Raw genomic sequence first — 26,220 nt, forward strand, 5'->3', positions numbered from 1 at the left:
CTACCCTAAATCACGTTAGGGGACATCGAGGACAGGTTCCGTCCGCAGCCGCCGCACGCCCGGAGCGGTTGGAAAACCAGAGTCAAACTGTCTAGTCTTGCGGCATGACCCGCAAGACAGCTGCCTCGGACCCCATCTGCGCCATCGCGCGCAGCCTCGGTGTCATCGGAGACCGATGGTCACTGTTGATCATCCGGGACGCGTTTTACGGGCGGACCACCTTCAGCGAGTTCCGCGCCTCACTCGGCATCTCCGCCGACATCTTGACCACCCGGCTCACCACGCTCGTCGACGAGGGCGTGCTGGAACGTCGCCCTTACCGCCCCGAGGCTGGGGGCCGCGGCTCCCGAGAACGCCACGGCTATCACCTGACCGAAGCCGGGCGGCAGCTACGGCCCGTGCTCGGCGCTCTTCTCGAGTGGGGCAACACGAACCGTCCCAACGATTACGGCCCTTCCTCGGTGCTCGTCGACACCAGGACCAGCCGGCCCGTGCGCCTCGCCTTCATCGACGAAGAGGGCGACGAAGTCGACCACACGCAGGTGGACAGTGTCTTAGGACCCGGGTACTACGCCTGGAAGGCCCAGGCATCCGAAGCGAGCGAATGACCTGGTCTCTCATCGGGCGGATCCCTTGCCCGCGATCGTCTCGAGTGCTCGATGCAACTGCACTGCGTCCTCGAACGTGGGCGCGGCGGAGTCTCGGCCCGACAGCGCCTCGACGATCTGCGCGTAGAGGTGGGCCACGTTGTGAGCCGGAGTTCCGGCCAGCTTGGGGAACCGGTCGTACTCTGCCGGGAGTTTCAGCGAGGACAACGCCTCCTCGCCGCGGGCCCCTTCGACCGCCAGCGCGGCGCTCATCGGAAGCCCGACGTCGCCGGTGATCCGCAGAGACCCTCGGGTCCCGTCGATCTCCCAGGCGAACGGCGTCGTTCGCAGCGCCCCACCCCGGAAGTGCATGCCGGCGACCCCTCCGCCCGGCAACCGGCCGGTGACCGCGATCTGATCCGGCGCGGTCTTCGGGATCAGCGTTCCGGTGTCGGTGTTGACGGCCTGGGTACGCAGCGTCGCGATCGTCGCCGTGGTCTCACTCAGCTCGCCCAGCGCTGCCGCCTGCATGTCGAGCGCATGCGCGAAGGGGATGGTCATCATCGTCGCCCCGTTGGCGGCGTCCGCGGTGTAGGCGGACGCGGAAGTGAACGTCGCTCCGCCGCCCGGGAAGGAGCAGATCATCGACGAGGAGAGCACCTCGCCGACATAGCCGTCGACGATCAGGTCGCGGACCCAGCTGATCGTCGGTGACACGTGTCCCTGCAGGCCGGTGAAGCGCGGTCCGGGCCGGCCCGCGGCCTGCAGGAACTCGGCTTCGGCGAGGTCGAGGGCCAGCGGCCACTCGCAGAGAACGGCCTTCCCGGACTCGAGCACCGGCCCGAGCAGCGCGCGATGTTCGGGCACCCGCACCGTGATCGCGATCAGATCGATCTCCGCACGGCTCGCCATTTCCGCCACCGACGCGTATCCCGACACCCCATAGAACTCCGCCGCGGCGGCGGTCGACTCCGGCGATCCAGCCATCAATCCCCGCAGCCGCACACCCGGGGCCGCCTGGATGGCCGGCCGGTGGGCCACGGCTCCCCAGTTGCCCCTCGCGCTGAGGCCGACGACGCCGACCCCGATCGTCTCAGCCATGGTTCACGCCGTCCACAGCCGGCGACGATCCTTCGAGCCTGGCGCGGACTCCCACGCCGGCTTCCCACTCGCGGTATCCGCCGGCCGTGGCCGATCGGGCGGAGTGGGACTGATGGACGTGAGGCCCGGTGGCGTGGTGCAGCATGATGTCCCCGACATTTGAATTGGATTCTCAGACTCAGGTTACCGGGGGACTATACCCAAGCTGAGCGGGAGAGCAAGACCGAAAAGTGCGGTGGCGTGTCCGGAGAACGTCACGTTCGCCCGCCGACAAGGACCGGCACGTCGATCGAAGCGGCATGCATGCTCATCCGCACCGTCCACGCCACCGTGCCGCCCCGCGTCGAGTACACCCCCCTCGACCGCGGCCGCAGCCTGCACCGAATCCTCGCCGAGCTCGCCGCCCGGGCCGAGGACAATCTCGACGACATCCGGCAGTGCCGGGAACGCTACGACACCGCCGAGGCATCGCCCTGGCTCCGGCGGTCCCCGAATCCACGAGGACCGGGACGCTCAGCGCGGCAGCAGGCCGCGCACCAGGCTGTGCACGGTCCCGGTCACCACGGCGTCGGGCGACCGGTCCGCGATCATGCCGGCGGTGATGATCGCGGCCAGTCCCTGCAGGACCGCGAGCACGGCCATCGCGACCCGGTCGGGATCGTCACGCACGATGTCGCCACGCTCCATCGCCTCGGCGACGAGCGCGACCGGTGCCGCGAACGCCCGCTCGTTCGCCTCCCGCAGCTCCGGCCGCGCCGGGTCGTCCTTGCGCGCGAACACCAGCGCCAGCAGCGCCGGGCACCGGGTGGCGAATCCGACGTAGACCCGAGCGAACGCGGTCAGCCGCTCCTCGAAATCGCCCGTCGCCCGGCCGAGCCCTGCGTCGAGCTCATCGCCGAGCCGCCGCAGCCCGCGCAGTGCGAGCGCGTCGAGCAGCGCCTGCTTGTCGGCGAAGTGCTGACGCGGCGCGTTGTGGCTGACCCCGAGTTCCCTGGCGAGCCGGCGCAGCGACAGTTCGGCTGTCCCACCCTCCTCCAAGGTGCGCTCGGCCAGCTCGAGCAGCTCCGAACGCAGGTTGCCGTGGTGGTACGGCGCGACCTTGTCGTCCATCACCGCAGTGTAGCCACTGCCAATAATATGGTCATTGACAACATTGTGGGCAATGCCTACATTCGTGGTATCCGCGAACCCAGGAGCCCGCCATGATCCGTTTTCACCACGTCAGCGTGTCCGTCGCCGACCTCGACACGCAGCTGCGCTGGTACGCCGACGCGCTCGGTTTCACCGAGGTGATCGAGCAGTTCGAGGTGCCCGAAGCCGGCGTCCGCACGGCCGTCGTGCAGACCCTCGGCGGGACGCGGATCGAGCTGATCGAACGCGCGGGCTCCACGCGCCAGGAGACGTTCACCGACCCGATGGACATCCTCCGCACCCAGGGCTACGGCCACTGGGCCCTCGAGGTCGACAACCTCGACGCGACATACACCCACCTGACCGGCGCCGGCGCGCAGCCGGTGTGGCCGCCCGCCGACGCCGTCCAACCCGGCGCCCGCTTCGGCTACGTCAAAGACCCCGAAGGCAACTTGATCGAACTGATCCAGCCGGCCTGAATCCGGGTCACCGCCAGGGCAAGACCTCACCGTTGCGGACGAGTTCGCCGTACTGGGCCAGGTCGACAGGCCGGAACACCAAGCCCCATAACACTTCCGCCGCCTCGGCGGGACTCGGCGCGTCGCTGACGTCCCACCACATCGCGGATGCCGGGGTGTTCATCATGCCCGGGCAGACGGCGGCGAGCAGGATCTCCCGGGCAAGGTCGTCGTCGCGGCGTTGGGCGGCCAGCGTGCGCACGGCCGCGGCCTGGCCGATCTTCGACGGGATGTTGACGAAGCCCGGCCAGTCGCCGCCGCGGGCGCTGCCGTCCTTCACCGCGTCGCGCCACGCGGTCACCCGCTTGTCCACCTCGTCCAATGAGGACAGTCCGTCGAACCGGTCGTGCAGGGCGGGTGCGAGGTGGTTCAGCGTGCCGAACGAGCCGGCCACGACGCGGAACCGGCCGCCGTCGCGCAGCAGCGGCGTGAAAGCGCGCAGCAACCGGGTGGTGCCGAAATTGTTGACTTCAGCGTAGTCGTCGACGATCGCGCGGGGGTCGTCGTCGGGGCCGACGCGCATCACGGCGTTGCCGAAAACGATGTCGACGCCGCCGTGGCGCTCCTGCAGCCGCACGGCGAGGCGGTCGGCCTCGTGGGGATCGGCGACGTCGAGGACCTCACCGCGCACCCGGGCACCGCCGGCGGCCAGAGCTTGGACCGCCTGGGCGACACGCCCGGCATCCCGGCCGGTGAGGTAGACGGTGTCCTCGGTGGACAGGCAGGCAGTGAGCTCTTCGACCAGGGCGAGGGCGAGGCCTTACGTGGCACCGGTGACGAGAGCGACCTTCGGGGTCATGCGATTTCTTTCGCGAGCAGGGTTTCCGACAGGATCCAGAGGCGTTCCGCGCCGTCGGGGTCGAGCGCGTAGCGGGCCACGCCGTGCAGGGGCGGGGCGTCGCCGCGGCGGTCGATGGTTTCGGTCTCGTTGCAGTCGGCGAAGTAGCGGCCGCCGATCCCGTCGAGCAGGGGTGAGGTGGCGAGCAGGACCGACGTCGCCGCGCCCTGGTCCGGGGTCTTGATCAGCTCGGGCGGGACCTTGCCGCTGCCGCGGCCGCCGGTGTGGCGCTGCAGGTTCGTGTAGATCGCGCCCGGCATCAGCGCGTTCGCCGTGATGCCGTCACGAGCCCAACGGCGCGTCACGTCGACGGCGAACAACACGTTCGCGGTCTTCGACTGGCCATAGGCCAGCCACGGGTCGTAACGCCGGAACGCGAAGTGAACGTCGTCGAAGACGACCGGCGACTGCATGTGCCCGGTGGAGCTGACCACCACGATGCGGGCGGCGCCGTCCGCGGCCAGTGCGCCGTGCAAGCCGGTCGCGAGGGCGAAGTGCCCGAGGTGGTTGGTGGCGAACTGCCATTCCCAGCCCTGCGGCGTGTACTGCTCGGGCGTGGCCATCACCCCCGCGTTGTTCACCAGGATGTGCAGCGGGCCGCTCCAGGAGCCGGTGAACGCGGCGACCGATGCCGGGTCGGCGAGGTCCAGCGGGGCGACGTGCAGCGCGCGGCTTCCGGTGGTGGCAGCGATGTCGGCGGCAGCACGCTGGCCGGCTTCGACGTCGCGGACGGCGAGAGTGACCTCGGCGCCGGTCGCGGCCAGGGCTCGGGCGGTCTCGACGCCGAGGCCGGAGGAGGCGCCGGTCACCACGGCTCGCCGGCCGGTCAGGTCGATGCCCGTGGCGACTTCCGCGGCGGTGCTGCTGAATCCGAAAGGAGTCTTGATCAGGTCCATGCCTCCACGCTAGGAGCGTTCCTGCCATGACGGCAGCGAAGGAAACGCAAACCTGGTATGCAGTTGGCTCATGGCTTTCTCCGATGCGTCGCTGACCGCGCTGAGGGTGTTCCGCGAGGTCGCCGAGCGGGGCACACTCACCGCGGCGGCGGCCGCGCTGGGCTACACCCAGTCCGCAGTCTCCCGGCAGATCGCGTCGCTGGAACGCGCGGCGGGAACGCCGTTGCTCGAACGGCGCCACGACGGCGTGCGGCTCACCTCGGCCGGGCAGCTCGTGGTGCGCCGCGCCGCCGACGTGATAAACCAGCTCGACGCCACCGCCCGCGAACTGGCCGGACTACCGGATGAGCAGGGCACGGTCCGGCTGGGGTGGATCCCGACCGCAGGTGCCGACCTGCTCCCCCGAGCGTTGTCGGCCCTGCGACGGACACACCCGGCGATCACCGTGCTCAGCCGGGAAGGCCGTACCCCCGCGCTGATCCGCGCTCTGCGTGCTGGCACCGTCGAGCTAGCGCTGCTGGCCTCGGCGCCGCCGTTCCGACCGCCCGACGCCGAAACACCGGCGCTGGTCCTGCAGACGCTCACCGAGCGCAGCCTGCGCGTGGCCGTGTCCGAGAGCCACCCGCTGGCGCGCCGGGAGTACGTCGACGTCGCCGACCTGCGCGGCCAGCGCTGGATCGGCGGCTCGGGCGACGATCACGTGATGGGTGTGTGGCCCGGCCTGGACGAGCGGCCCGATATCGCGCACACCGCCCGCGACTGGCTGGCGAAGCTGCACCTCGTCGCCGTTGGCTGCGGCATCACGACCGTGCCCGGTGCATTCGGATCCGTGGTGCCGCCGGGGGTGCGGGTGATGGCCGTCCGCGGCGGACCTGGAGAGCAGCGACGCGTCGTACTCGCCCGCCTTCCACGACCGCTCTCGGAACCGGCGGTCCGCGTCGCCGCCGCATTGCGCGCCGCCGCCCTGGACACAGACGCCTGATCGAGAGACAGCTGGCCGATCCCGGGCGTTCCGGACCGTGTCTCGCCGGTGACACCCTCGGTGTTGCAGGACATGGGGCTGGCGTTGGCGGGAGAGGTCATCAGGACCCGTTTCACCTGGGCGCGGGTCACTGAGCGCAGCGCGCCGTCGCGGGCGGGAACGATCAGCGCGTCGGGGTCATTGTCTCCTCCGTCGCCCAGTGGTCAGGCGACGTGCAGGACGAACTCGACACCGTCCATCGCGGCATCCCAGCCGTCGTCTTTCATCCAGGTCGGCGTGCGCGAAGCTCAACCGCCCGCCCTGATCATCTTCGGTGGACACGGCGTCGAGCACCGCCTGCTCTCGGGATGCCGAGCGGACCGTGGTGCGCACGTCGTAGCCGCACTGCAGGAGGGCGATGACCGCTCACCCGCCGACGTAGCCGGTTCCTTCTCCGGTGACCAGCACCTCGGTCATGTCTTTCTCGCTCTCTCTGTCCCGGGCGGACCGGCGCGAGGTCGGCCCACCCGGTTCCGTTATCGGCCGGCGGGGACCGGCTGGCGCTGCGACGTGTGCTGGGCGGTCCGGGCGGCTCGAGTGGCGATGAGGCCACTGCCGAGGACGACGTGGCCGACCATGATCGGGTAGATCACCGCGCGTTCGAACAATCCGATGTTCCACGCCCAGCCGGTGAACACATCGGCCATGAAGACCGCGAACGCGACCAGGCCGAAGACGCCCAGCGCGATACTCGCGACCCGGCGGCCACGCCCCAAGCCGATCCGGCCGCCGGCGGCGCCGACGGTGATCGCCATGAGGTTTCCGGCCAGCATCACGCCTTGCGCACCGTAGGTGTGCAAGGCGATCAGGCCGTTCGCGACGTTCGCGTTGGATCCCTGGAAGATCCCGACGCAGGACACGCCGACACCGGCCAGGATCGCCAGCACGACGATCACGATCGGCCGCGGTCCTTCGCGCAGATCGAAAGCGAGGAGCGCGCCAACGATCAGCAGGATGCCGTAAAGCACCCAGCCGATGTCCATGACCGCCCCGAGCGGGGAGTTCCCGACCTGCCCGAACGCGACCTGGCTCGGTCCGGTCAGCCCGAGGTGACTGACCCAGTTGTAAAACGGCGAGTAGTGCGGCTCCTGCCAGGCCGCCGCCGTGACGAGTTCGGCCACCCACGACACCAGCGGACCGATGAGGAGCAGGACCGCTCCGATGCGGGCCGCCGCGCCGGAGCGCACGATCGGCGTCACTTCAGCGCCATTCCCGGCACACGGGCGCGGATCGCGTCCATGGTCGCCTCATCGGAGACGCCCTGCCAGTCGTAGCGCGGCGTGTAGGGGGCGGTGAGCGCGCGGACGTCTTCGTCGGTGAGCTCGACGTCCAGCGAGGCGATGGCGTCGTCGATCTGCTTGGTCGAGCCGGCGCCGACCAGCGGGGCGGTGACGACCGGCTGGCGGTGCAGCCAGGCCAGCGCGATCGAGGCGCGGCTCACGCCGTGCTCGGCCGCGGCCTTCCCGACCGCGTCGATGATGGCGTGGTTCGACGCCTCTTCCGCGGGCGAGTAGAGCATGTCGGCGTAGCCGCCATCGGTCTCCGAGCGGGCGGTCGACTTCGCGTCGTCCCAGGCGCGGGCGAGACGGCCTCGGGCCAGGGGACTCCAGATGATCGTGCCGACGCCCTCGTCGAGGCACAGCGGGATCATTTCGCGTTCCTCCTCGCGGGCGAGCAGGTTGTAGTGGTCCTGCATGGACACGAACCGCGCCCAGCCGTGCTGCTTCTGCAGGTGCAGCGCCTTGGCGAACTCCCAGGCGAACATCGACGACGCGCCCAGGTACCGCACCTTGCCCGCTTTCACCAGGTCGTGCAGCGCTTCGAGGGTCTCCTCCAGCGGCGTCGCGTGGTCGTTGCGGTGCACCTGGTAGAGATCGATGTAGTCGGTGCCCAGCCGCCGCAGGGAGTGGTCGACCTCGGTCATGATCGCCTTGCGCGACAGGCCTTTTCCGTTGGGACCGGGGCGCATCGGGTGGCGCAGCTTGGTGGCGATCACGACGTCGTCGCGGTCGGCGAAGTCCTTCAGCGCCCGGCCGAGAATCTCCTCGCTGGACCCGTTGGAGTACATGTTCGCGGTGTCGAAGAAGTTGATGCCCGCGTCCAGGGCGTGCTTGATCAGCGGGCGGGCGTCCTCTTCGCCCAGGGACCAGACGGGGTGGCCGCGGTCGGGTTCGCCGTAGGTCATCGCGCCGATCGCGATGGGCGAGACGTCCAGGCCGGTGGCTCCGAGTTTCGCATAACGCATGGAAGATCTCCTGAGAGGCAGAACTCGCGGACGATCCTCCGCAAGTGCTCTCGAAACTAGCGGAGGATTGTCCGCGAGTCAACGAGGGGGCACTATGGAGTGATGACCGACCAGCCGCCGACCACCTACGGCACGCAGCGCAAGGCCGCCGCGCGCAACCGCGTCGCGATCATCGAGGCCGCCCACGAGCTGTTCGCGCAGAACCCGCTCGTGCCGCTGAGCGAGGTCGCCAAACGCGCCGGCGTCGGCGCCGGAACGCTGTACCGCCACTTCCCCACCCGGGAAGACCTGATTCTCGCGGCCTACCAGCACGACATCGAGCGCCTGACCACCACCGCCGACGAGGTCCTGGCGCGGCATTCATCCGCCAAGGCCGCCTTCATCGAGTGGTTCGAGACCCTTTCGGCCTACATCCGCATCAAGCACGGCCTCGGCGACGCCCTGCACAGCGCCGCGGCCCAGGACATGATCGACGCCTCGTGGGCGCCCACCACCGCGGCGGTGAAGAAGCTCGTCGACGCGTGCGTGTCCGAGGGCACCATCGCCGCCGGGCATGACCCGGCGGACATCATCATGCTGATGAGCTTCCTGTGGCGGGTCGCGAACAACGACGAGGGCGCAGCCCAGGGACGGCGCCTGATCTCCGCCGTCTTCTCCGGACTCGAACAAGCACCCCGACCAGCGTGAACAGCCGGCGATCCGCAGCATGCACCATGTCGCAGCAGCAATGATGGACCTCTGTCACAGCAACAGCTTTCGTCGGTCACCGTTCCGCCGACCACCACAGACACGCGGATTCACCCGTTAACGTGGTTTTTCGGGTGATCGCGGCTAGATCGAGCAGGAACCGGCGCCACGGACGGTGATTGCTTCACGAGCGCCGGTGAGCGCTCAGTCCGTCGAGGATGAGGGCAAGCATGGACGCTGAGCGGTCTTCCGGTCCCGAGGCCGCCCGCCAGAGGGCGCCGGTGAGCTGCAGGAAGTCGCGCGGATCGGCGTCGTCGCGGATGGTGCCGTCGTGTTTGCCGGCGTCGAGCAGCTGCGTGATGGCGGCGATGACGGGGCCGTAGGTCTGCTCGGCGATCGCCTGGTGCGCGTCGGGACTGAGGGCGTCACCGAGACCGTGCTTCTTCCGCATGGCGGCCACCAGGTCGACGGTCCACTGCCGCAGTGCCTCCAGCGGCGGGTGCGTCGCCAGCAGCTGCGGCACCGACTCCATGAGCCGGTCGACTTCGTGCCGGTAGACGACCAGAACAAGAGCCTCCTTGGTCGGGAAGTTGCGGTACAAGGTGCCCGGTCCCACCCCGGCACGCTGTGCGATCTGGTTCATCGAGACCTCACCGTCCTCGGCGAAGGCTTCGCGGGCGACCTGCAGGATGCGAGCCCTGTTTTCGCGGGCGTCCGAGCGGACCACGGGTCCTCCTTGCTATCTGGAGAGGTCTCCGGTAGTTTATGTGGAGACCTCTCCAGAACCGTACAGGAGCACCACACGGTGCACCAAGCCCGGAGCAACCCGAGCCGGTTCGAGAAATGCCACTCTCCCGAGACCTTGCGAGGTATCCATGGCTGAAGTACTGGTCACCGGCGGCTCCGGCTACATCGGCAGCTTCTGCGTGCTCGCCCTGCTGGCCGACGGGCACACCGTCCGCACCACGGTCCGCGACCTGAAGAAGGAATCCGCGGTGCGGGCGATGCTGCGTGCCGGCGGAGCGTCCGCGGACGCGAAACTGACCGTCCTGCAGGCGGATCTGCAGCAGGACGCCGGCTGGCGCGAGGCCGTCGAGGGGTGCGACTACGTGCTGCACGTCGCCTCGCCGACGCTCACCAGCCTGTCCCAGAGCGACGACGACATGGTCGCGCCCGCCCGAGACGGGGTGCTGCGCGTGCTGCGGGCCGCGCGCGCGGCCGGGGTGAAACGGGTCGTGCTCACGTCGGCGTTCGGGGCGGTCGGGATGGGGCACCCGGAGAAGTCGCGGGTGTTCACCGAGGAGGACTGGAGCAATGTGGACGGCGGGATCGCGCCGTACCAGAAGTCCAAGACCCTGGCGGAAAAGGCGGCGTGGGACTTCGTCGCCGAGCACGGCGGTGTCGAGCTGGCGGTCGTGAACCCCGTGGGTGTGTTCGGGCCCGTCCTCGGCGCCGACTACTCGCCCTCGCTCGGGCTGCTGCAGCGGATGCTGGACGGCGAGCTGCCCGCGCTGCCGAAGTTCGCGATGGGGTACGTGGACGTGCGTGACGTCGCGGACCTGCACCTGCGGGCGATGACCGACCCGGCCGCGGCGGGTCAGCGGTTCCTCGCGATCTCCGGGCACAGCCTGTGGGTGCGCGACATCGCCGCGATCCTGCGTGACCGCTTGGGTGAACGCGCGTCGAAGGTGCCCACGCGCGAGCTGCCGGTGTGGACGGCGCGTGCCCTCGCACGCGTCAACCCCGGCCTGCGCATCCTGCGCCCGCAGCTGGGCAAGAACTTCGACGCCACCTCGAAGAAGGCGCAGGACGTGCTGGGCTGGTCACCGCGGCCGATCGAGGACACCATCGCCGACACCGCAGAGAGCTTGCTCGCCCTTCAAGGCGCGAGCGCCTGACGGCGACCACGACCGACCTCGGCTCGGACCACGGCGCCTGGTCCGCCGGGGTTCGAACCGTGGCTGATCTGTTCGGTGAAGTCCGTGCGTCCGGCGGTGTCCTGCTGCGCCTCGACGTCGGCAAGACGCTCCGCCAGCGGCTCGCAGGAAGCGGTACGAGTCGCTGCCCAGCACGAGCCGCTTCGGGGCCGGCGACTGCCGGGCACTCGCGATGATGCGGTCGGCCATCTTGACCGGATCGCCGAGTGACGGCAGCTGCGGTCACCCGCCCCGCGGGTCATCGCGGCTGGAGTGCCGTCGCAACGGCCAGATGGCCACCCGCGCCTACCGCGGACGCAAGAAAGAGTGCGCGGCGAAGGAGCGATGGGCGAGGTATCGGCGGCGCCGAGCGGTCAGCGGCGGGCGGAGATGCCGGCGAGCACTGCGTCCAAGCTGGGGAGCCACCGCTGCCGAGGGTCGGGCGCGATGAGCCATTCCGCCGTGGCGTCCCGGCGGGCTCGAGCGGGCAAGGGCAGCAGCGCGCCCCAAGCGAGCACCTCGACGTCCTCGGGCAACTCCGATCGGGCCGGGATGAGCCCGTCGACCTCGGCGAGCAGAGCCACGTGCGGGCCACGCCGCGTCGGGATCACCAAGGCCGGCCCCGCGCAGCCGGTGGCGGCGAGACGGGCGATGACCGGTCCGGCGCTGAGCTTCGGCAGCGTCACGGCGCAGATACCTCTCTCCAGCACCAGAAAGGACTGGACGCCGCGTCTCCGCACAGACCAGCCGAAGAGCTGGTCGTAGCGCAGTTCGCACCGCTCGGGGACCGGATCCGGCCGGGTTCCGGATTGAGACGGCTGCACCTGCTGGTCGAGAGTCATCTCCGAGACCTTCCGTTCGGCGAGGGAGCACCTGTCATCCGTGCCGGTCCGAGCCCAGCGCAGCGACCCACTCCTCCGTGGTCGCGATCTCCGCGTGTGCCGGGAACACCGATCCCACCAGCACCTCGTGCACGTGGGAGTCGTGGTCATCGCAACCGTCGGACAGAACCACCAACCGATAGTCCAGATCGGCGGCCTGGCGCAGCGTCGACAGCACCACACCGGATGTCGACACACCCGCCAGCACCAGCGTGCCGACGTCACGAGAACGCAGCAACAGCTCCAGATCGCTGCCGGAGAACGCGCTCACCCGGCGCTTGGTCGCCACGAAGTCAGCCGGATCGGGAGCCAGCCCCGGATGCACGTCTGTGTCCGGATTGGACTCGGTCATGTCCATCATGCCGGTCACGGCGGAGAAGATCTTGTTGCTCGCCGCGACGTCCGGGTAGCCGGGACGGAAGGCGATGCGGATGTGGATCACGTCGACGCCGGCCGCGCGGGCCGCGGCCGCGGCTCCGGCCAGGCGGGTCAGGAGCGCGTCGTCTCCGCCGAAGGCCGGGACGGTGAGGGGCTGCAGGTCCATCAGGAGCAGAGCGGTGCGGTCAGGCATCAGTCCTCCAAGGATTCGGCCCACGCGTGCAGCCGCTGCCACAGTCGCGCACGCCGGGGTGAGAAGTTGTGCATGTGGGCACAACGGGGAACTTCGGCGACCGTGATGTCGCGGCTGGCCGGGTAGGCGGCCGCCTCGGCGCGGGCGTCGGCCAGGACGTCGCGTTCGCCGGCGCCGACGAAGACCGGTACGTCGATCGAGGCGGCTTGCTCGGCCACCACACCGGGAGCCAGGCAATCGGCCGCACACGGCGGGAACGTGCGGCTGATCCACGGCGGAAGCGGATCGGCGGTGCGCACCGGGAAACCCGCGGACAGGTCGGCGGCCACCAGCTCGGGTGCCACATCGTCCCAGTGGTAGGCGTAGCGCAGGTTCGCGAGGTCGTCGCTCAGCTCGCCGGCCCACGCCTCGGCCACCGAACGGCCGCCGGCGGGGGCCAGCACCCGCGCGTCCGGTGTCGGGATCCGGGTGTGGATCGCGCTGAAGCCCAGTACGGCGATCGCCGAGAACGTGGCGAACCGGCTCTGCTGGTGGATCAGCTGCATCCCGCCCAGCGAGTGCCCGATGCCGACGGTCGGCCCGAGGCCCAGCCGCGCCCGGATCTCCGTACACGCCAAGTGCGCGGCGTGCGCGCTCGCGTCGAGTCCGGCGAGCGCGCCGGGTACCGGGGTGCTCTCGCCGCTGCCGAGCGGGTCGCAGACGGCGAACACCCATCCGCGTGACGCGTGGTACTCGGCTTGTCCTGGCCCGTCGAGCGCCGGATGGACCAGGTCGTAGTAGCCGCGGGTGTAGCCGCCGCCGGGCACGGCGAAGGCGAAGACCTCCGCCGCGGGCCCGCTGCGGTAGACCGTGACCGCCAGGGAGGCGTCGGTTCCGACGGCGGCGCTGACGTCCACCCGCAATTCCGTGCGTGTCACGCTCACGAGCGCACCGCCGCGGACTTGCCCACGATGGCGGTGGGGCGGTCGACCGTCCGGGGCCGCAGCAGGAGCGTGGTCACCGCCGCCACCGCCGCCGTGCCGGTCATGTAGCAGGCAACCGGCACCCAGCTGCCCGACGTGCCGAGCAGCCAGATCGCGATCAGCGGGGCGAACGCGCCGCCCAGCACGCCGCCGACGGCGACGCTGACACCGATCGCGCTGTAGCGCAGGTGAGCCGGGAACAGCTGGGGGTAGTACATGCCCTGCGTCCCGTAGTTGACGGCGAAACCGCCCAGCAGGACCGCGAACCCGAGGAACAGCAGCACCGGATTGCCGGTGTCGAACAGCGGAAACCACACGAACGGCGAGATCGCCATCACCACGAGCCCCGCGCCGAAGATCACGCGCGGTCGCCCGGTACGGTCGCCGAGCCAGCCGAAGAACGGCATCGCGACAACCAGCAATGCGCAGATCACCATCACGATCAGAGAGACCGTCGAGGCCGCGACACCAACCTTCGGTGCGTAGCTGAGCGAGAACACCGAGGCCACGTAGAAGAAGATGCTCTGCGGGATGGTCACCAGCACCACCCCGAGGAACCGCAGCGGGTGCCGCCGCACGACCTCCAAGGCGGGGTTGCGGCTCACGCGCCCGGCGGCTTTCATCGCGGTGAAGTCCGGGCTTTCCGCGAGCTTGGTGCGGATGTAGAGCCCGACGCCGACGAGCACCGCGCTGAACAGGAACGGCAGCCGCCAGCCCCACCGCAGGAACTGGTCTTCGGGCAGCAGGTTGACCAGGAAGAACGCGCCGTTGGCCAGGAGCAGGCCCACGACATTCCCGGTGCTGACCGCCCCGGTGAACAGGCCCGGCCGGCCGCCGCGCTCGGTGTGCTCGTAGGTGAGCAGGAACCCGCCTGTGGTCTCCCCCGCCACCGACAACCCCTGGACCAGGCGCAGGACCACCAGCAGGATCGGTGCGGCCACGCCGATCGTGCCGTAGCCGGGCAGCAGGCCGACCAGGGTGGTCGCCCCGCCCATGCCGACGAGGGTCAGGATCAGCACGGCCCGGCGGCCGATGCGGTCGCCGAAGTGGCCGAACAGCCAGCCGCCGACGGGGCGGGCGAGGAACGCCACCGCGAACGTGGACAGCGCCAGCAGGGTCCCGGCCAGCGGGTCGGCCGAGGGGAAGAACAGCTTGCCGAACACCAGCGACGCCGACAGGCCGTAGATGAAGAACTCGTAGTACTCGATGGAGCCGCCGATGAGGCTGGCGAGGGCGACCCGCCGTTCGTGCGCCGACGTCATGCAGACCTCCTGGGGTGCGTGCCGGTGGGGTGCGGGATCAGGCGGCGACGAGGCGGCCGCGGACGCCGGCCGCGGTCGTGGCCGTCTCGACCCGGGCGCCGAACGGCTTGGACAGCTCGTCGAGCCGGGCGAGGATCTCCCGTCCGGCGGACGCGCCGGCGAGGACGGGAAGGCCCCGGCGGCTGCGCGGCAGTCCGAAGCCCAGCGTGACCGGCACGAGTTCCGTGGCGAGCAGGTCGCCCGAGCCGGAGAACTCGAACCGAGGCACCACGGTCTCCCAGAACCGCTGGTGCGTGGCGTAGCCGGTGATGCGGTCGTAGAGGTCGGCGGTGGTGGAGCCGGGTGGCATCCCGACCTGCTCGTAGACCTCGACCGGGAACGAGGCGATGGTCTCGAGGGAGAACAGGAAGTTACCCAGTGAGTAGCAGATCGGCCGGTCGCGGTAGAGCTCCATGCCGCGCAGCTGGTGCGGGCCGGAGCCGAGCACGGCGTGCGCGCCGGCGTCGACGAGCGCGTGGGCCAGCGGTCGCAGGAACTCCGCGGGTACGTCGTTGTTCCAGCGCCCGTCGACGCCTTCGTGGCAGTGCAGCGCCACGAACACCAAATCGGCTTGGCGGCGGGCCTCCTCGACCGAGGCGACGAGGGCGTCCACGTCGCGCTGCAGCGCCGTGGTGCGCACCGCGGACTCGTCGTCGGGTACGAAGTGGACACCCTCCACGGCGAACCCGCCCGGCGGCGGACCGTCCCAGATGTTGCGGTCGGGGTAGGGCAGGAACACCCCGGGGGCGGTGGTACCGGTGGCCTGGACGTCCTGGCCGGTCTCGGCGAGGATCTCCCGCAGCTGCTCGAACCGCTCCCGCCGGATGTGGTGGGTCTTCTGCACCCGCACCGGCGCGATGCCGGGGCGGCCCAGATCGCCCTCCCCCGGGTCGGCCGCGACCGACAGGCGGGCGTTGCTCGAGCCCGCCGACACCAGCGCCACGCGAGCGTTGCGGGTCTGGAAGTACGCCGGTCGCCGGGCCTCTCGCAGGGTGTGGCCGGCGCCGGCGAAGGTCATCCCGCGTTCGCGCAGCTTCGCCAGCGACGCGGCCAGGCCGTCGGTCCCGTAGTCGGTGGCGTGGTTGTTGGCCATGCCGTAGAGGTCGAACCCGAACCACGTGAACTCCTCCAGCAGCGCGGGGTCCACGCCCAGGTGCGTGCCGTGGTAGGTCGCGCCCGGGTGCCGGTTCGCGCCGGGGAACACCATCTCGAGGTTGGTGAAGGCCACGTCGGCCTCGCGGACGAGGTCCACGACGCCGGCGAAGTCCTCGTTCTCGATCGGTGAGATCCGGTGGGTGAGGATCGAGTCCCCGGTCGCGACCAGAATAGTGCTGTCCACTGTGGATCTTCCTCCGTGTCGGGGTGGGTGACCGGTCCGCTCAGGCCGCGGACCAGTCCTGGCTGAACCGGGTGGCGACAACCTGCTCGTAGGAGACCTGCCCGGTCTCCACGCCGGCGCCTCGGTAGATCTTCATCGCCGAGTCGAAGGTCGGCCGGCTGATCTCCGCCCGGAAGTGGCTTCGGGAGGCGGAGTAGATGCTCTCGACTTGCTGCGGCGACAGCTCCGGGTACAGGCCTTTCAGCACCGGTAGCGCGGTGTCGGGTTTCTCGCGCAGCACCGTGTCCGCGCGGGCGACGGCGCGCACCAGCGACTTGGCGATGTCCGGGTTGGACTTGATCCAGGCGCTGGTGGCCTGCAGCGTCGAGGTCGGCAGCTGCGAGTAGTTCTGCTCGGCCTTGCTGGTGCGCAGGTCGAACACGACCTTGCCGGCGCCGGAGCCGGTGATCCGGGTGAGATCGGGTTCGTAGGAGATCAGCGCGTCGACGGCGCCGGACTGCAGTGCGGCGGTGGCGGCCGCGCCGGTGCCGACGGCGATGATCGAGACGTCGTGTTCGGGGTCGAGGCCGTATTCGGTGAACAGGCCGCGCGCGATCAGGTCGCCGGTGGAGCCGGAGGAAGCGACGCCGAATTTGTGGCCTTTCACCGCCCGCACGAACGCCGCCGGGTCGTCCGCCGGCACGGCCGGGAAGTTCTTGCCACCGACGAAGGCGTAGATGGTGGCCATCTCCATGCCGACCAGGCTTTGCACGGCCTGGCCTTTGGCGGTCAGCTCGATGGGCGTGTCGAACCCGGTGGTGGCGCCGTCGACGCTGCGGCCGAGCATCGCCTGCACCGACGCGTCGCCGCTGGTGGTGGGGACGATGGTGACGTCGAGTCCCTCGTCCTTGAAGAAGCCGAGCTTGTCGGCCACGTACACGGGGCTGAAGGTGAGCAGGTTGATCGCGGCGATCTTGACGTTCTTCGGGTCGCCGGATTGGGGGCGGCCCGCGCACGCGGTCAGGCCGGTCAGGATGAGCAGGGCCGCGATGATCGCGGCGGCTCTTCGCACGGTGCTCCGTTGCACGGTGGTTCCTTTCGGAAAGTGAGGATCAGGAAGCGGAAGGCTGGTTTCCCCAGCCGGCGAGGGTGCGTTCGAGCACCCGGACGAGCTGGTCGAGGATCATCCCGAGCAGCGCGACGACGATCAGGTAGGCGAACACGCCGGTGGTGTCGAACAGCCCGGAGGCGCGGGCCATGCGCAGGCCGAGGCCGTGTTCGGCGATGATCAGCTCGCCGACGACAGCCCCGATGAGCGCGAAGCCGAGACCTACCCGGGTGCCCGACAGCAGCCAGGGCACTGAGGCGGGCAGGCTCACCTTGCGGAAGACGAACCAGTCGCCGCCGCCCATCATGCGCACCTGGCTGATCAGCCGCTTGTCGACTGTGGACAGACCGGCGTAGGTGTTGAGCAGCATGATGAAGAACGACAGGGAGACCACGAGCGCGATCTTGCTGGCCGCGCCGATGCCGAACCAGATGGTGAACAGCGGCGCCAGCGCGAGCCGCGGCGTGCTGTAGAGCGCGAGCACGAACGGGTCGACAACCTTCTGCAGCAACGGGATCCGGTAGAGCAGGCAGGCGCCGGCGATGCCGGCGACCGCGCTGATCGCGAAGCCGACGATCACGTTCTGCAGTGTGAAGGCCATGTCGGCGTACAGCTGACCGGTTCCCAGCAGTTCGCCGAGGCGTTTGAGCATCGCGGTCGGTTCACTGACGAAGAAGGGGTCGACCAGGCCCAGCTCGACGGCCGCTTGCCAGAGGGCGAGCACGGCCACGAGCAGCAGGAGACGCAGCCCGAACAGCCGCAGCGACGCCCTCACCGGACGCAGACGGGGACGCGTAGCGGCGTCGGAAGTCCTGGTGGCGACGGCGCTCATCGCAGGTCCTCCGGCGACATCAGGCGGTGCAGCAGCACGTCGTAGAGCTCCCGGTAGTCCGGGCGCTTCATGACCTGCGAGAGGTCGCCGCGCGGGCGGTCGATACCGACCTGCTCGTCGAACACGATGCGGCCGGGGCGGGAGCCGAACACCAGGATCCGGTCGCTGAGCAGGATCGCCTCGCCCGGGTCGTGGGTCACGAACAACACAGTGCGGGGCGCGAGGTCCCAGACCCGCAGCAGTTCTTGCTGCATCACGATCTTGGTCAGGGCGTCGAGAGCGCCGAAAGGTTCGTCCATGAGGATGAGATCGGGGTCCTGGGCGAGCAGGCGCGCGAACTGGACGCGCTTGCGCATGCCACCCGACAGCTCGCCGGGGCGGCGACGGGAGAAGCCGGACAGGCCCACCAGCTCCAGCAGGCGCTCGGCTTCGGCAACGTCGGGCTTACCGGCGGCACGCATCGGCAGCAGGACGTTGTCCAGTGCGCTGGTCCACGGCAGGAGGGTGTCCTCCTGGAACATGTAGCCGGCGTGGCGGTTGAGCCCGTCCAGCTGCTGTCCGCCGACGGTGATGGTGCCGCCCGAGGTCGGGACGAGACCGGCGACGGCGTTGAGGAACGTGGATTTGCCGCAGCCGCTGGGGCCGAGCAGGGAGACGAACTGTCCGGGTGGGACGGTCACCGTGACCCCGTCGAGCACGCGCAGGGTCGAGCCGTCACGGCTGGGGAAGTCGACCCGCACGCCCTCGGCGACGACGCCGGCTCCGGCCGTGCTGTGTGGTGCGGTGCCCGTGATACCCGCGGGTTCGGTATCTGTGGCTTCTGAGGCGGAAGGAAGCACCGTCACTCCTCTCTGAGTGATCCGGTTCAGGCTATCCGGTTCATTGGGCGCATGATTGACCTAATAGAAGCACGTGCTCCCGGTCACGTCAACACAATCCGCCCAGCTCACCGGCCGTGCTCAGGCGACTGCACCTCGACGCGGAAGTGCTTGTGCGGGCACGAAAAAGCCGGCCGCCGCACGGGTGAGAGGTCCGCGGGACGGCCGGCCAGTCGCCGGTGTCAGCTCTTCTCGGTGAAGTAGAGCGCGCTGCCGTAGCTGGGCCCGTCCACCCGGTAGGTCTCACCTCGGTAGGTGATCTCACCGGAGGCGTGCCCGGCGCCGTAGATCCCCGCCCACTCCGCGCGCGGGTCCGGGTCGTCGAAGTAGTTGCGCAGCTTCAGCCGGTGCGGGCTGCGCACGACGTCGATGGACGCTTTCCCCCGTCACCCTCGGCGGTGAGCCGGTAGCGCATCGGGTGGTCGATGTCCTCGAAACCGGGCAGTTTCGCGGTCTCCTGGATGTCGACGTCGACCTCCCCGAAGTCCACCATGGACTCCCCGTCCACGGTGAAGGTGAGGGTCTGCAGCTGGATGCTGCCGTCCTTCTTCCACACCTTGTAGAACAGCGGGATCGCGAACGACGGGTCGGGACCGGGCTTGACCACGCTCTCCCACAGGCCGCGGTCGATGCCCGGCGACCAGAACCGGCCACGGCGTCGCTCGAGATAACCCGCGCCGCCGACCTTCGTGGTCTTTCCGCGCAGGGTCAGCTCGCCGGTCACGGTGAAGCGGGGAACGTAGTGCCAGGTGATGCCGCGCAGCTTCGGCAGAGCCTCGTAGGAGGCGATGTCGGCGGTCATCCGCACGGTCAGCGAGACCGGCTGCCCGTCGTGCGTGCCTTCGACGTGGATCTCGTAGTCCGGGTAGCTGCCGCGGATGTACTGCGAGCCGAACTGAACGTCCACCCCGGAGCGCGAGGTCTTGAACGTCCCGAGCGGCTGGTACAGCTCGGTCAGGTCGATGATCTCGTCCTTGGTGTGCAAGGAGCAGATCCAGGCCTCGTCGAGGGAGCCGAGGGCGGGCCAGAAGTACAGGGCGGTCTCGTTGCCCTCGTCGTCGACGAGGTCGGTGTGGGCGCACCACCACTGCATCTTGGGGCTGTAGTAGGTGCCCTCCAGCTCCTTGGTCAGCTCGGCGGGTTCCAGGATGGCCATACTGCTTCCTTTCGGGTTGGGGATCTCGGGGTCAGGCGGACTTCTCGGAACCGAAGACGCCGACGAAGGACACGCAGCGGCCGGGTCGGCCGCCGAGGTTGTGGGTCAGGCCGAGGGTGGGACCGGGCAGCTGCCGCTCGCCGGCCTCGCCGCGGAACTGCAGCCAGCACTCGAACGCCATCCGCAGCCCGGTGGCCCCGACGGGGTGGCCGAAGGACTTCAGGCCACCGTCGATGTTCACCGGCAGATCGCCCTCGGCGTCGAACGCTCCGGCGAGCACGTCGCGGTAGCCCTGGCCACGTTCGGAGAACCCGAGGTCCTCCATCAGCACCAGCTCGGTCGGGGTGAAGCAGTCGTGCACCTCGGCCAACGAAAGCTCGCGGCGCGGGTCGACGATGCCGGCCTGCCGGTAGCCCTCCTGCGCGCTCGCGGCGACCTCCGGGATGGAGGCGAACGACGCTTCGTCGTCGAGGATCGCCGTGCCGTTGCCGGCCACGATGGACAGAGCTTTCACGTACATCGGTTTGTCGGTGTACTTGTGCGCGTCCTCGGCCCGCACCACGATCGCCGCGGCCGCGCCGTCGGCGACGCCCGAGCAGTCGAAGATGCCGAGCATGCCCGCCACCAGCGGTGAGCACGACACGGCCTCGGCTGTGACCGGGCTGCGGAACTGCGCCCGCTCGTTGCGCGCGCCGTTCGCGTGGTTCTTCACCGCGATGTGGCTCAGCGTGTCGCGCATCGTCCGGTCGTCGAGACCGTAGGTGTCCTGGTACGCGGGCGCCAGGTAGGAGAACGCGGCGGGCGCGGTGGTCTCGGTGGGGGTGCCGTCGTCGGGTGGGTCGTTGCGCACCAGCCCGGAGAACCCGGAGTCCTTCAGCTTTTCCACGCCGATCGCCATCGCCATGTCGACCGCGCCCGAGGCGACCGCGTAGACCGCGCCGCGCAGCGCCTCCGACCCGGTGGCGCACATGTTTTCCACTCGCGTCACGGGTTTGCCGCGGGTCTTGAGGGCGGTGGAGAGCGTGAGGCCGCTGTAACCGGAGTCCATGGTGCCCAGCCAGAACGCGTCGACGTCCTCGAGCGTGACGCCGGCGCTCTTCACGCTGTCCTCGGACGCTTCCACCAGCAGGTCGGCGGTGCTGCGGTCCCACAATTCACCGAAGCGGGTACAGCCCATGCCGATGATGGCGACCTTGTCGCGGATGCCGTGGCTGCTCATGCGGTGCTTCCTTCCCCGGTGCGGCCGGGCACCGTGGCCTTCCAGACGTAGTTGTGCACGCCACCGCTGGAATGCCGGCGGCGGAAGGTCATCCGCACCGGCGCCCCGACGCGCAGCGCCGCGAGGTCGGTGTCGGTCAGCTCGACCTCCAGCCGGCCGCCGCCCTCGAACCCGACGACCGCGGCGACCATGGGCGGGTTGAGCGAATAGGCGAGCCGGTCGACGCTGAACGTGCGGATCGCGGCCGGGCGCCGCGTCATGTCCACGGGCTCACCGTGCTCGGTCGAGCCGCAGTGCAGGCAGACCTGTTGCGGCGGTGCGGAAACGAACCCGCACGAGGCGCACACCGAGGCGAGCAGTGAGTACTTCCAGCCCACGCCGCGCAGCGCGGCCGGTGCGCTGACCACCCGGGGCTCGGGGCGGCGCGGAGGTTCACGCTCCAGCAGGCCGCGCCACGTGAGCGCCTGCAGGTAGGTCGGGACGGCCGTGGCTCCGGTCGCGCCGGGCACGAACGCCTCTCCCGCGCCGTCGCCGGCCTCGATCCGCAGGACGTCGGCGCCGTCGGCCAGCGTGGCCGCGAGCACCGTCTGCCCCGCCGCGCACTCCGCGAGCGCGCCGCACAGCTGCACCAGCAGGTCCGCCGAACCGGTGTAGCCGGCGGGCGCGAACGCGCCCACCTTGCCCCGGTGGCTCAGCTTCTTCCCGGCCGCTTTCGCGACCCGGACCGAGGCCGCGCTGATCACGACGTGGTCGGCGTCGGCGAACCCGTCGGCCGCGGTGTCCAGCAGCGTGAGGTAGCGCTCCACGGGGAAGCGCTCCTCGGACTGGCTCACCCACGGCCGGGCGGGTTCGCGCCAGTGGTCCTGGATCTCGTCGGTCACGTGGGCCGCGGCCGTCACCGTGGCGCGTGCCTCGCCGGTTTCGCCGACGACCAGGGCCACCCCCGCGTCGCCGTGCGTGAGCTCCTGGGGCGCGCCGGGTCGGGAGGTGCTGACTTCGCCGGCCAGGATCAGCGTGCCCGGCGCGGCTCCCAGCAGTGCGCCGACGGTCGAGCGGAGCGAACCGCCCGCGTCGACGGCGAGCACGTCGGGTGCCAGGCCGAGTGCGGCCGCGGCGGCGCTGGCGTTGTTCTTGACCAGGTACGGCGCGCTGGTCGAGCAGAACAGCACGGTTCGCACCCCGTCGAGAGCGCCGGCAGGCAGGCGACGGGCGGCCTCGACGGCCAGCGTCAGCGCGTCCTCGTCCGGGCCGGCCAGGCTGCGGGCGCCACGGCCGCCGGTGCGGTTGTGGGTGCGTTCGATCTCTTCGCCGGTCAGCCGGTAGCGCGGAACGTAGCTCGCTCCCGCGCGGAGGGCGACGGCGGTGGTGCGCGGGGTCATCCCAATGCTCCGTCCGCTCGAAGTTTGCCGATGGCCTCGTCGTCGGCGCCCGCCCAGTCCCGCAACACCGATTCGGCGTGCATGCCGGGTGCTTGCGCGGGCAGCTGGTCTTCGGGCTGGGGTGCGTCGGTCATCCGCCACGGCGCGCCAGGTGCCTTGAGCTGCTGCCCGGCGACCTGCCAGTCGGTGAAGAACCCGCGCTCGGCCAGCTGCGGATGGCGCAGAATCGCGGCGACGTCGTTGACGTTGGCGCAGGCCAGCCCGGCCTCGGCGAGGGTGTCGACGAGCTCGGTGCCGTCCCACTCGGCGAAGACCGGCCGTAGCCGCTCGTTGAGCAGCTCGCGGTTGGCCACGCGCTGCGGCGCCGTCGCGAACTCGTCCTGGGCGCACAGCTCCGGTTTCCCGATCAGGGTGCAGAAGGTGGCCCAGTGCGCCTCGGTCAGGATCGCGATCGCGACCGGGTGGGTACCGGTCTCGTAGACCTCGTACGGGGCCAGCAGCGGGTGCGCGGTGCCGATCGGTTTGGGCATCACGCCCGAGATGCCGTAGCTGAAGATGTTGAACGCCATCACCGATGCCGTCACATCCAGCATGGACACGTCGATGTAGCGGCCGGCGCCGTGCGCTTCCTTGCCGCGCACCGCCGAGGCGACCGAGAACGCCGCCACCATCGCGGTGAGGATGTCGACCACCGCGGTGCCGACCTTGGCCGGGGTGTGCTCGTCCGCGCCGGTCACCGACAGGATGCCGCCCTCGGCTTGGATGAGCAGGTCGTAGGCGCGGCGGTGCGAGTACGGACCCGTCTCGCCGAACCCGCTCACCGAGCAGTAGACCAGCTCCGGGTTGATCGCGCGGACCGCTTCGTAGTCCAAGCCCAGCTTCGCCATGGTGCCGGGCGAGAAGTTCTCGACCAGCGCGTCGGCCTCGGCGATCAGCGTGCGCGCGGTCTCCACGCCCGCCGGGTTCTTCAGGTCCAGCACCAGCGACCGCTTGTTGCGGTTGACCGCGAGGAAGTGCGGGCTCTGGCCGCCCAGGTCGTTGCGGGTCCAGGCCCGGACGTGGTCGCCGAGGCCCGGGGGCTCGATCTTCACGACATCGGCGCCCATGTCGGCGAGCATCATCGTCCCGTACGGGGCGGCCCAGGCGTGTTCGAAAGCGATGACCTTGACGCCGTTGAGGGGGCCGGGGACCGGGTACTGGCCGCTCATGATCCGCTCCGGAACGGTGCGAAGTCGGGCTGGCGTTTCTCCGCGAAAGCCGTTGTCGCCTCACGCTGTTCGGCGGAGCCGAAGAACGACGTGAGGCTCTCGACGATCATCGGGATCACGTCGTCACCGAGTACGTTCTCGGCACTGACCGCCTTCTTGAGCGTGCGGATGACCGTGGGGCTCTTGGCGAGCAGGTCGGCCGCCATCCTCGCGACCGCGTCGTCGAGGGTGCCGGCCGGCGCGATCCGGTTGATCAGGCCCATGTCGAGTGCCTCCTGCGCGGAGTACTGCTCGCACAGGAACATGATTTCGCGGGCCTTCTTCTCCCCGACCAGTTTCGGCAGCAGCCGCGTGATGTAGATCGGCGCGCCGCCGACCTTCGCGCCCACCTGCCCGAAGCGGGCGTTCTCGTCGGCGATGGTCAGGTCGGCGAAGCAGTGCAGCTCGTGGCCGCCGCCGATCGCGTAGCCGCGCACCGCGGCGATGATCGGCTTGCCGATGCCGCGCATGGCGGCGAACAGGTCCCGCAGCTCGCGGGCGGCGACTCGCCAGCCTTGGGCGTCCAGTTGCGACACCAGTTCCTTCTGGTCGCCGCCGACGCTGAACGCCCGCTCCCCCGCGCCGGTGAGCACGACGACGCCGACCGAAGGGTCGTCGTCGGCCCGCAGGAACGCGTCCGTCAGCTCCCGCACGGTCTGCGCCCGAAGGGCGTTGAGCACCTCGGGCCGGTTGATGGTGATCGTGGCGATCCCGTCGGCGGTCCCGACCACGATGTCGGTGTAGGTCATTGCTCTCCTACCGTCCCTCGAACCGAGGTTCTCGTTTCTCCGCGAAGGCTTTGATGCCCTCGGCGAAGTCCTGGGTTTTGAAGCAGATCCCCTGGCCCCAGCTCTCGAAGGCCAGTTGCGCCTGCAGGGTCTGCTCGTCGGAGCGCTGCACAGCGCGTTTGGTGAACGACAACGCCACCGCGGGCCCGCGCGTGAGCTGCGCCGCGAATTCCCGCACGGCGGCCGTCAGTTCGGTGTCGGGCACGACCTCGTCCGCGAGGCCGTATTCCTTGGCCTGCCCCGAGGAGACGGTCTCGCCGGTCATCATCAGCCGCAGGGCGAGTGACCGGGAGATCAGCTTCGGCAGCAGGTAGGTCAGGCCGCTGTCGGGCATCAGGCCGCGGCGCACGAACGACGGTGCGAAGCGTGCGGACTCGGCGAGGTACCGGAAGTCCGCTGCGCAAGCGATCGACATGCCGCCGCCGGCGGCGACCCCGTTGACCGCCGCGATCACCGGCTTCGGGATCGACCACACCGCCTCGACGAACGCACCCACCGGCCGCTCCAAGGTCGCGCTGTCCACGGCCTTGATCACGGCGGGGATGCGCTCGCCGACGTCGGCGCCGGAGCAGAAGCCGCGGCCCGCCCCGGTGACGACGACGACTTTGACGCGGTCGTCCTCCGTTGCCTCGCGGCACAGGTCCGGCAGCAGCCGGGTGGCCATGTCGGTGGTGAGCGCGTTGAGGGTGTGCGGGCGGTCGAAGGTGATCGTCGCGACGCCGTCCTCGACCGCGTAGCCGATGTCCTTGTCGTGTTCGGCCATCACGCGACCTTGTCCGCGCGCAGCCGCAGTTCGCCGCCGTCGAGCACGACCTGACCGGTGTCGGTGGTGCTGCTGCGGAACAGCACACGCCCACCGTCGCGCCACATCTGCGTGCGCAGCCGCTGGCCCGGCAGCACCGGAGCCTTGAACCGCACGCGCACCGACTCCAGCGCCGAGACGTCGCCGCCGGCCAGCTCCTTGAGCACCGCCCAGGTGGCCAGCGCGTAGGTGCACAGCCCGTGCAGGATGGGCCGCTCGAAGCCGGCCTGCGCGGCCACCTTCGGATCGGCGTGCACCGGGTTGAAGTCGCCGCTGAGCCGGTAGATCAACGCCGCGCGGGGCGAGATGTCCTGCTCGGTCACGGCCGTCGGCGGTGTCGACGGCCAGGCGGGCACGGCGGCTTTCGGGCGGCGTTGGCCGCCGAATCCGCCGTCGTTGCGGCAGAACAAGGTGCTGTCGGCTGTGGCCACCGGCGAACGGTCGGCCACGGCCACCAGCCGTCGTCGCCAGCGCACCAGCGCGCCACGGCCCGCACCCTTGTCCTCGACGTCGGTCACCGCCGTTTCGCAGCGCAGGAGGACACCGGGCACCAGCGGAGCGTGCAGCCGCAGTTCCTGTTCGCCGTGGACCACGTGCACCCAGTCGATGCCGGTGGCGGGATCGGAGTACCACGGGCCGGGGTGTCCGAGCACGGCCGCCAGCGTGGGCAGCACCGCCAGATCGCGCTCGTAGACGAAGGGCAGCTCAGTCTCGTCGACCGGATCCTCGCCGAGCCCCACACCCAGGGCGTAGAGCATCGCGTCCTTCTCCGTGAAAATGTGCTCGGTGACCGGAAACCGCCAGGTGAGCAGCTCCGCCGCGTCGATCGTCATCGGGT

The 26,220-nt window shown here is 70.0% G+C and carries 28 protein-coding genes and 1 pseudogene; 6 read left to right on the top strand and 23 right to left on the bottom strand.

Features of this window, described 5'->3' with window-relative positions; translation table 11 throughout:
- Positions 1-104: 104 nt before the first annotated feature.
- The gene (locus ACH54P_RS11200; protein ID WP_489912298.1) at positions 105-608 is read left to right on the top strand and encodes a winged helix-turn-helix transcriptional regulator; all 504 of its coding nucleotides are present in this window, start codon (positions 105-107) and stop codon (positions 606-608) included.
- Between the two features lie 9 nt (positions 609-617).
- Here the strand turns inward: ACH54P_RS11200 and ACH54P_RS11205 are convergent, their stop codons facing one another.
- Positions 618-1,688, bottom strand: coding sequence for a Gfo/Idh/MocA family protein (locus tag ACH54P_RS11205; RefSeq protein WP_489912299.1), 1,071 nt, complete (start codon positions 1,686-1,688; stop codon positions 618-620).
- Between the two features lie 303 nt (positions 1,689-1,991).
- Between ACH54P_RS11205 and ACH54P_RS11210 the strand changes: the two are divergent.
- Positions 1,992-2,102: pseudogene (locus ACH54P_RS11210) on the top strand (winged helix-turn-helix transcriptional regulator); the annotation flags it as partial.
- A 99-nt stretch (positions 2,103-2,201) separates the two neighbouring features.
- Here ACH54P_RS11210 and ACH54P_RS11215 read toward each other — a convergent pair.
- Complete coding sequence (locus tag ACH54P_RS11215; RefSeq protein WP_489912300.1) at positions 2,202-2,798, bottom strand: TetR/AcrR family transcriptional regulator; 597 nt, start codon at positions 2,796-2,798, stop codon at positions 2,202-2,204.
- 92 nt (positions 2,799-2,890) lie between these two features.
- Here ACH54P_RS11215 and ACH54P_RS11220 point away from each other — a divergent pair, with 92 nt between their 5' ends.
- Complete coding sequence (locus tag ACH54P_RS11220; RefSeq protein WP_489912301.1) at positions 2,891-3,298, top strand: VOC family protein; 408 nt, start codon at positions 2,891-2,893, stop codon at positions 3,296-3,298.
- A 7-nt stretch (positions 3,299-3,305) separates the two neighbouring features.
- On the opposite strand, the gene ACH54P_RS11225 is transcribed toward ACH54P_RS11220, so the two are convergent.
- Both ACH54P_RS11225 and ACH54P_RS11230 read right to left on the bottom strand, forming a co-directional pair.
- Entirely contained in the window at positions 3,306-4,082 is a 777-nt protein-coding gene (locus tag ACH54P_RS11225; RefSeq protein ID WP_489916389.1) for an SDR family NAD(P)-dependent oxidoreductase, read from the bottom strand.
- 50 nt (positions 4,083-4,132) lie between these two features.
- Entirely contained in the window at positions 4,133-5,071 is a 939-nt protein-coding gene (locus ACH54P_RS11230; protein WP_489912302.1) for an SDR family NAD(P)-dependent oxidoreductase, read from the bottom strand.
- Positions 5,072-5,141: 70 nt separating this feature from the next.
- On the opposite strand from ACH54P_RS11230, the gene ACH54P_RS11235 reads away from it, so the two are divergent.
- The gene (locus ACH54P_RS11235) at positions 5,142-6,053 is read left to right on the top strand and encodes a LysR family transcriptional regulator (protein ID WP_489912303.1); all 912 of its coding nucleotides are present in this window, start codon (positions 5,142-5,144) and stop codon (positions 6,051-6,053) included.
- Between the two features lie 515 nt (positions 6,054-6,568).
- Here the strand turns inward: ACH54P_RS11235 and ACH54P_RS11240 are convergent.
- Complete coding sequence (locus ACH54P_RS11240; RefSeq protein WP_489912304.1) at positions 6,569-7,291, bottom strand: DUF998 domain-containing protein; 723 nt, start codon at positions 7,289-7,291, stop codon at positions 6,569-6,571.
- Positions 7,288-8,337, bottom strand: coding sequence for an aldo/keto reductase (locus ACH54P_RS11245; protein ID WP_489912305.1), 1,050 nt, complete (start codon positions 8,335-8,337; stop codon positions 7,288-7,290). Before ACH54P_RS11245 ends, ACH54P_RS11240 begins: the two co-directional genes overlap by 4 nt.
- Before the next feature lie 102 nt (positions 8,338-8,439).
- Between ACH54P_RS11245 and ACH54P_RS11250 the strand changes: the two genes are divergently transcribed.
- The gene (locus ACH54P_RS11250) at positions 8,440-9,024 is read left to right on the top strand and encodes a TetR/AcrR family transcriptional regulator (RefSeq protein ID WP_489912306.1); all 585 of its coding nucleotides are present in this window, start codon (positions 8,440-8,442) and stop codon (positions 9,022-9,024) included.
- 184 nt (positions 9,025-9,208) lie between these two features.
- Here the strand turns inward: ACH54P_RS11250 and ACH54P_RS11255 are convergent, their stop codons facing one another.
- Positions 9,209-9,751: a TetR/AcrR family transcriptional regulator gene (locus tag ACH54P_RS11255; RefSeq protein WP_489912307.1), complete on the bottom strand. Its 543-nt coding sequence runs from the start codon at positions 9,749-9,751 to the stop codon at positions 9,209-9,211.
- Positions 9,752-9,899: 148 nt separating this feature from the next.
- Between ACH54P_RS11255 and ACH54P_RS11260 the strand changes: the two genes are divergently transcribed.
- Positions 9,900-10,922, top strand: coding sequence for an SDR family oxidoreductase (locus ACH54P_RS11260; RefSeq protein ID WP_489912308.1), 1,023 nt, complete (start codon positions 9,900-9,902; stop codon positions 10,920-10,922).
- Between the two features lie 392 nt (positions 10,923-11,314).
- On the opposite strand, the gene ACH54P_RS11265 is transcribed toward ACH54P_RS11260, so the two are convergent.
- From ACH54P_RS11265 to ACH54P_RS11340, 16 genes are all read right to left on the bottom strand, one after another.
- A complete protein-coding gene (locus tag ACH54P_RS11265; protein WP_489912309.1) occupies positions 11,315-11,782 on the bottom strand; it encodes a glycogen operon protein GlgX in 468 nt (155 codons plus the stop codon).
- A 34-nt stretch (positions 11,783-11,816) separates the two neighbouring features.
- Positions 11,817-12,392, bottom strand: coding sequence for a cysteine hydrolase family protein (locus ACH54P_RS11270; RefSeq protein WP_489912310.1), 576 nt, complete (start codon positions 12,390-12,392; stop codon positions 11,817-11,819).
- Positions 12,392-13,309, bottom strand: a complete 918-nt coding sequence (locus ACH54P_RS11275) for an alpha/beta hydrolase (protein WP_489912311.1) — start codon at positions 13,307-13,309, stop codon at positions 12,392-12,394. Before ACH54P_RS11275 ends, ACH54P_RS11270 begins: the two co-directional genes overlap by 1 nt.
- Positions 13,310-13,311: 2 nt before the next feature.
- Positions 13,312-14,616, bottom strand: coding sequence for an MFS transporter (locus ACH54P_RS11280; protein ID WP_489912312.1), 1,305 nt, complete (start codon positions 14,614-14,616; stop codon positions 13,312-13,314).
- A 37-nt stretch (positions 14,617-14,653) separates the two neighbouring features.
- Entirely contained in the window at positions 14,654-15,994 is a 1,341-nt protein-coding gene (locus ACH54P_RS11285) for a CapA family protein (protein ID WP_489912313.1), read from the bottom strand.
- Between the two features lie 40 nt (positions 15,995-16,034).
- Positions 16,035-17,060, bottom strand: coding sequence for an ABC transporter substrate-binding protein (locus tag ACH54P_RS11290; RefSeq protein ID WP_489912314.1), 1,026 nt, complete (start codon positions 17,058-17,060; stop codon positions 16,035-16,037).
- Positions 17,061-17,085: 25 nt separating this feature from the next.
- Positions 17,086-17,913 carry an ABC transporter permease gene (locus ACH54P_RS11295; RefSeq protein WP_436387594.1) on the bottom strand — a complete coding sequence of 276 codons (828 nt, stop codon included), beginning with the start codon at positions 17,911-17,913 and terminating at the stop codon, positions 17,086-17,088.
- Positions 17,910-18,752 carry an ABC transporter ATP-binding protein gene (locus ACH54P_RS11300; RefSeq protein WP_489912315.1) on the bottom strand — a complete coding sequence of 281 codons (843 nt, stop codon included), beginning with the start codon at positions 18,750-18,752 and terminating at the stop codon, positions 17,910-17,912. Before ACH54P_RS11300 ends, ACH54P_RS11295 begins: the two co-directional genes overlap by 4 nt.
- Before the next feature lie 221 nt (positions 18,753-18,973).
- Entirely contained in the window at positions 18,974-19,153 is a 180-nt protein-coding gene (locus ACH54P_RS11305) for a hypothetical protein (RefSeq protein WP_489912316.1), read from the bottom strand.
- Complete coding sequence (locus ACH54P_RS11310) at positions 19,132-19,947, bottom strand: hypothetical protein (protein ID WP_489912317.1); 816 nt, start codon at positions 19,945-19,947, stop codon at positions 19,132-19,134. Before ACH54P_RS11310 ends, ACH54P_RS11305 begins: the two co-directional genes overlap by 22 nt.
- 31 nt (positions 19,948-19,978) lie before the next feature.
- The gene (locus ACH54P_RS11315) at positions 19,979-21,166 is read right to left on the bottom strand and encodes an acetyl-CoA acetyltransferase (RefSeq protein ID WP_489912318.1); all 1,188 of its coding nucleotides are present in this window, start codon (positions 21,164-21,166) and stop codon (positions 19,979-19,981) included.
- The gene (locus ACH54P_RS11320) at positions 21,163-22,545 is read right to left on the bottom strand and encodes an OB-fold domain-containing protein (RefSeq protein ID WP_489912319.1); all 1,383 of its coding nucleotides are present in this window, start codon (positions 22,543-22,545) and stop codon (positions 21,163-21,165) included. The genes ACH54P_RS11315 and ACH54P_RS11320 overlap by 4 nt, the downstream gene beginning before the upstream one ends.
- Positions 22,542-23,753 carry a CaiB/BaiF CoA transferase family protein gene (locus tag ACH54P_RS11325; RefSeq protein WP_489912320.1) on the bottom strand — a complete coding sequence of 404 codons (1,212 nt, stop codon included), beginning with the start codon at positions 23,751-23,753 and terminating at the stop codon, positions 22,542-22,544. Before ACH54P_RS11325 ends, ACH54P_RS11320 begins: the two co-directional genes overlap by 4 nt.
- On the bottom strand, positions 23,750-24,541 hold the full coding sequence (locus ACH54P_RS11330; RefSeq protein ID WP_489912321.1) for an enoyl-CoA hydratase-related protein: 792 nt from the start codon (positions 24,539-24,541) through the stop codon (positions 23,750-23,752). The genes ACH54P_RS11325 and ACH54P_RS11330 overlap by 4 nt, the downstream gene beginning before the upstream one ends.
- 7 nt (positions 24,542-24,548) lie before the next feature.
- Positions 24,549-25,343 carry an enoyl-CoA hydratase/isomerase family protein gene (locus ACH54P_RS11335; RefSeq protein WP_489912322.1) on the bottom strand — a complete coding sequence of 265 codons (795 nt, stop codon included), beginning with the start codon at positions 25,341-25,343 and terminating at the stop codon, positions 24,549-24,551.
- Positions 25,343-26,215, bottom strand: coding sequence for a MaoC/PaaZ C-terminal domain-containing protein (locus ACH54P_RS11340; protein WP_489912323.1), 873 nt, complete (start codon positions 26,213-26,215; stop codon positions 25,343-25,345). Before ACH54P_RS11340 ends, ACH54P_RS11335 begins: the two co-directional genes overlap by 1 nt.
- Between the last annotated feature and the right edge of the window lie 5 nt (positions 26,216-26,220).

This window comes from Amycolatopsis sp. N2S4-7, from assembly GCF_058119595.1.

Excerpts from the sequence above, each read along its gene's own strand:
- ACH54P_RS11245 (WP_489912305.1), bottom strand. The coding sequence starts at position 8,337 with ATGCGTTATGCGAAACTCGGAGCCACCGGCCTGGACGTCTCGCCCATC.
- ACH54P_RS11265 (WP_489912309.1), bottom strand. The coding sequence starts at position 11,782 with ATGACTCTCGACCAGCAGGTGCAGCCGTCTCAATCCGGAACCCGGCCG.
- ACH54P_RS11280 (WP_489912312.1), bottom strand. The coding sequence starts at position 14,616 with ATGACGTCGGCGCACGAACGGCGGGTCGCCCTCGCCAGCCTCATCGGC.
- ACH54P_RS11320 (WP_489912319.1), bottom strand. The coding sequence starts at position 22,545 with ATGACCCCGCGCACCACCGCCGTCGCCCTCCGCGCGGGAGCGAGCTAC.
- ACH54P_RS11230 (WP_489912302.1), bottom strand. The coding sequence starts at position 5,071 with ATGGACCTGATCAAGACTCCTTTCGGATTCAGCAGCACCGCCGCGGAA.
- ACH54P_RS11215 (WP_489912300.1), bottom strand. The coding sequence starts at position 2,798 with ATGGACGACAAGGTCGCGCCGTACCACCACGGCAACCTGCGTTCGGAG.
- ACH54P_RS11295 (WP_436387594.1), bottom strand. The coding sequence starts at position 17,913 with ATGAGCGCCGTCGCCACCAGGACTTCCGACGCCGCTACGCGTCCCCGT.
- ACH54P_RS11200 (WP_489912298.1), top strand. The coding sequence starts at position 105 with ATGACCCGCAAGACAGCTGCCTCGGACCCCATCTGCGCCATCGCGCGC.
- ACH54P_RS11220 (WP_489912301.1), top strand. The coding sequence starts at position 2,891 with ATGATCCGTTTTCACCACGTCAGCGTGTCCGTCGCCGACCTCGACACG.
- ACH54P_RS11250 (WP_489912306.1), top strand. The coding sequence starts at position 8,440 with ATGACCGACCAGCCGCCGACCACCTACGGCACGCAGCGCAAGGCCGCC.
- ACH54P_RS11235 (WP_489912303.1), top strand. The coding sequence starts at position 5,142 with ATGGCTTTCTCCGATGCGTCGCTGACCGCGCTGAGGGTGTTCCGCGAG.
- ACH54P_RS11205 (WP_489912299.1), bottom strand. The coding sequence starts at position 1,688 with ATGGCTGAGACGATCGGGGTCGGCGTCGTCGGCCTCAGCGCGAGGGGC.
- ACH54P_RS11310 (WP_489912317.1), bottom strand. The coding sequence starts at position 19,947 with ATGGCCATCCTGGAACCCGCCGAGCTGACCAAGGAGCTGGAGGGCACC.
- ACH54P_RS11260 (WP_489912308.1), top strand. The coding sequence starts at position 9,900 with ATGGCTGAAGTACTGGTCACCGGCGGCTCCGGCTACATCGGCAGCTTC.
- ACH54P_RS11330 (WP_489912321.1), bottom strand. The coding sequence starts at position 24,541 with ATGACCTACACCGACATCGTGGTCGGGACCGCCGACGGGATCGCCACG.
- ACH54P_RS11315 (WP_489912318.1), bottom strand. The coding sequence starts at position 21,166 with ATGAGCAGCCACGGCATCCGCGACAAGGTCGCCATCATCGGCATGGGC.
- ACH54P_RS11335 (WP_489912322.1), bottom strand. The coding sequence starts at position 25,343 with ATGGCCGAACACGACAAGGACATCGGCTACGCGGTCGAGGACGGCGTC.
- ACH54P_RS11325 (WP_489912320.1), bottom strand. The coding sequence starts at position 23,753 with ATGAGCGGCCAGTACCCGGTCCCCGGCCCCCTCAACGGCGTCAAGGTC.
- ACH54P_RS11270 (WP_489912310.1), bottom strand. The coding sequence starts at position 12,392 with ATGCCTGACCGCACCGCTCTGCTCCTGATGGACCTGCAGCCCCTCACC.
- ACH54P_RS11340 (WP_489912323.1), bottom strand. The coding sequence starts at position 26,215 with ATGACGATCGACGCGGCGGAGCTGCTCACCTGGCGGTTTCCGGTCACC.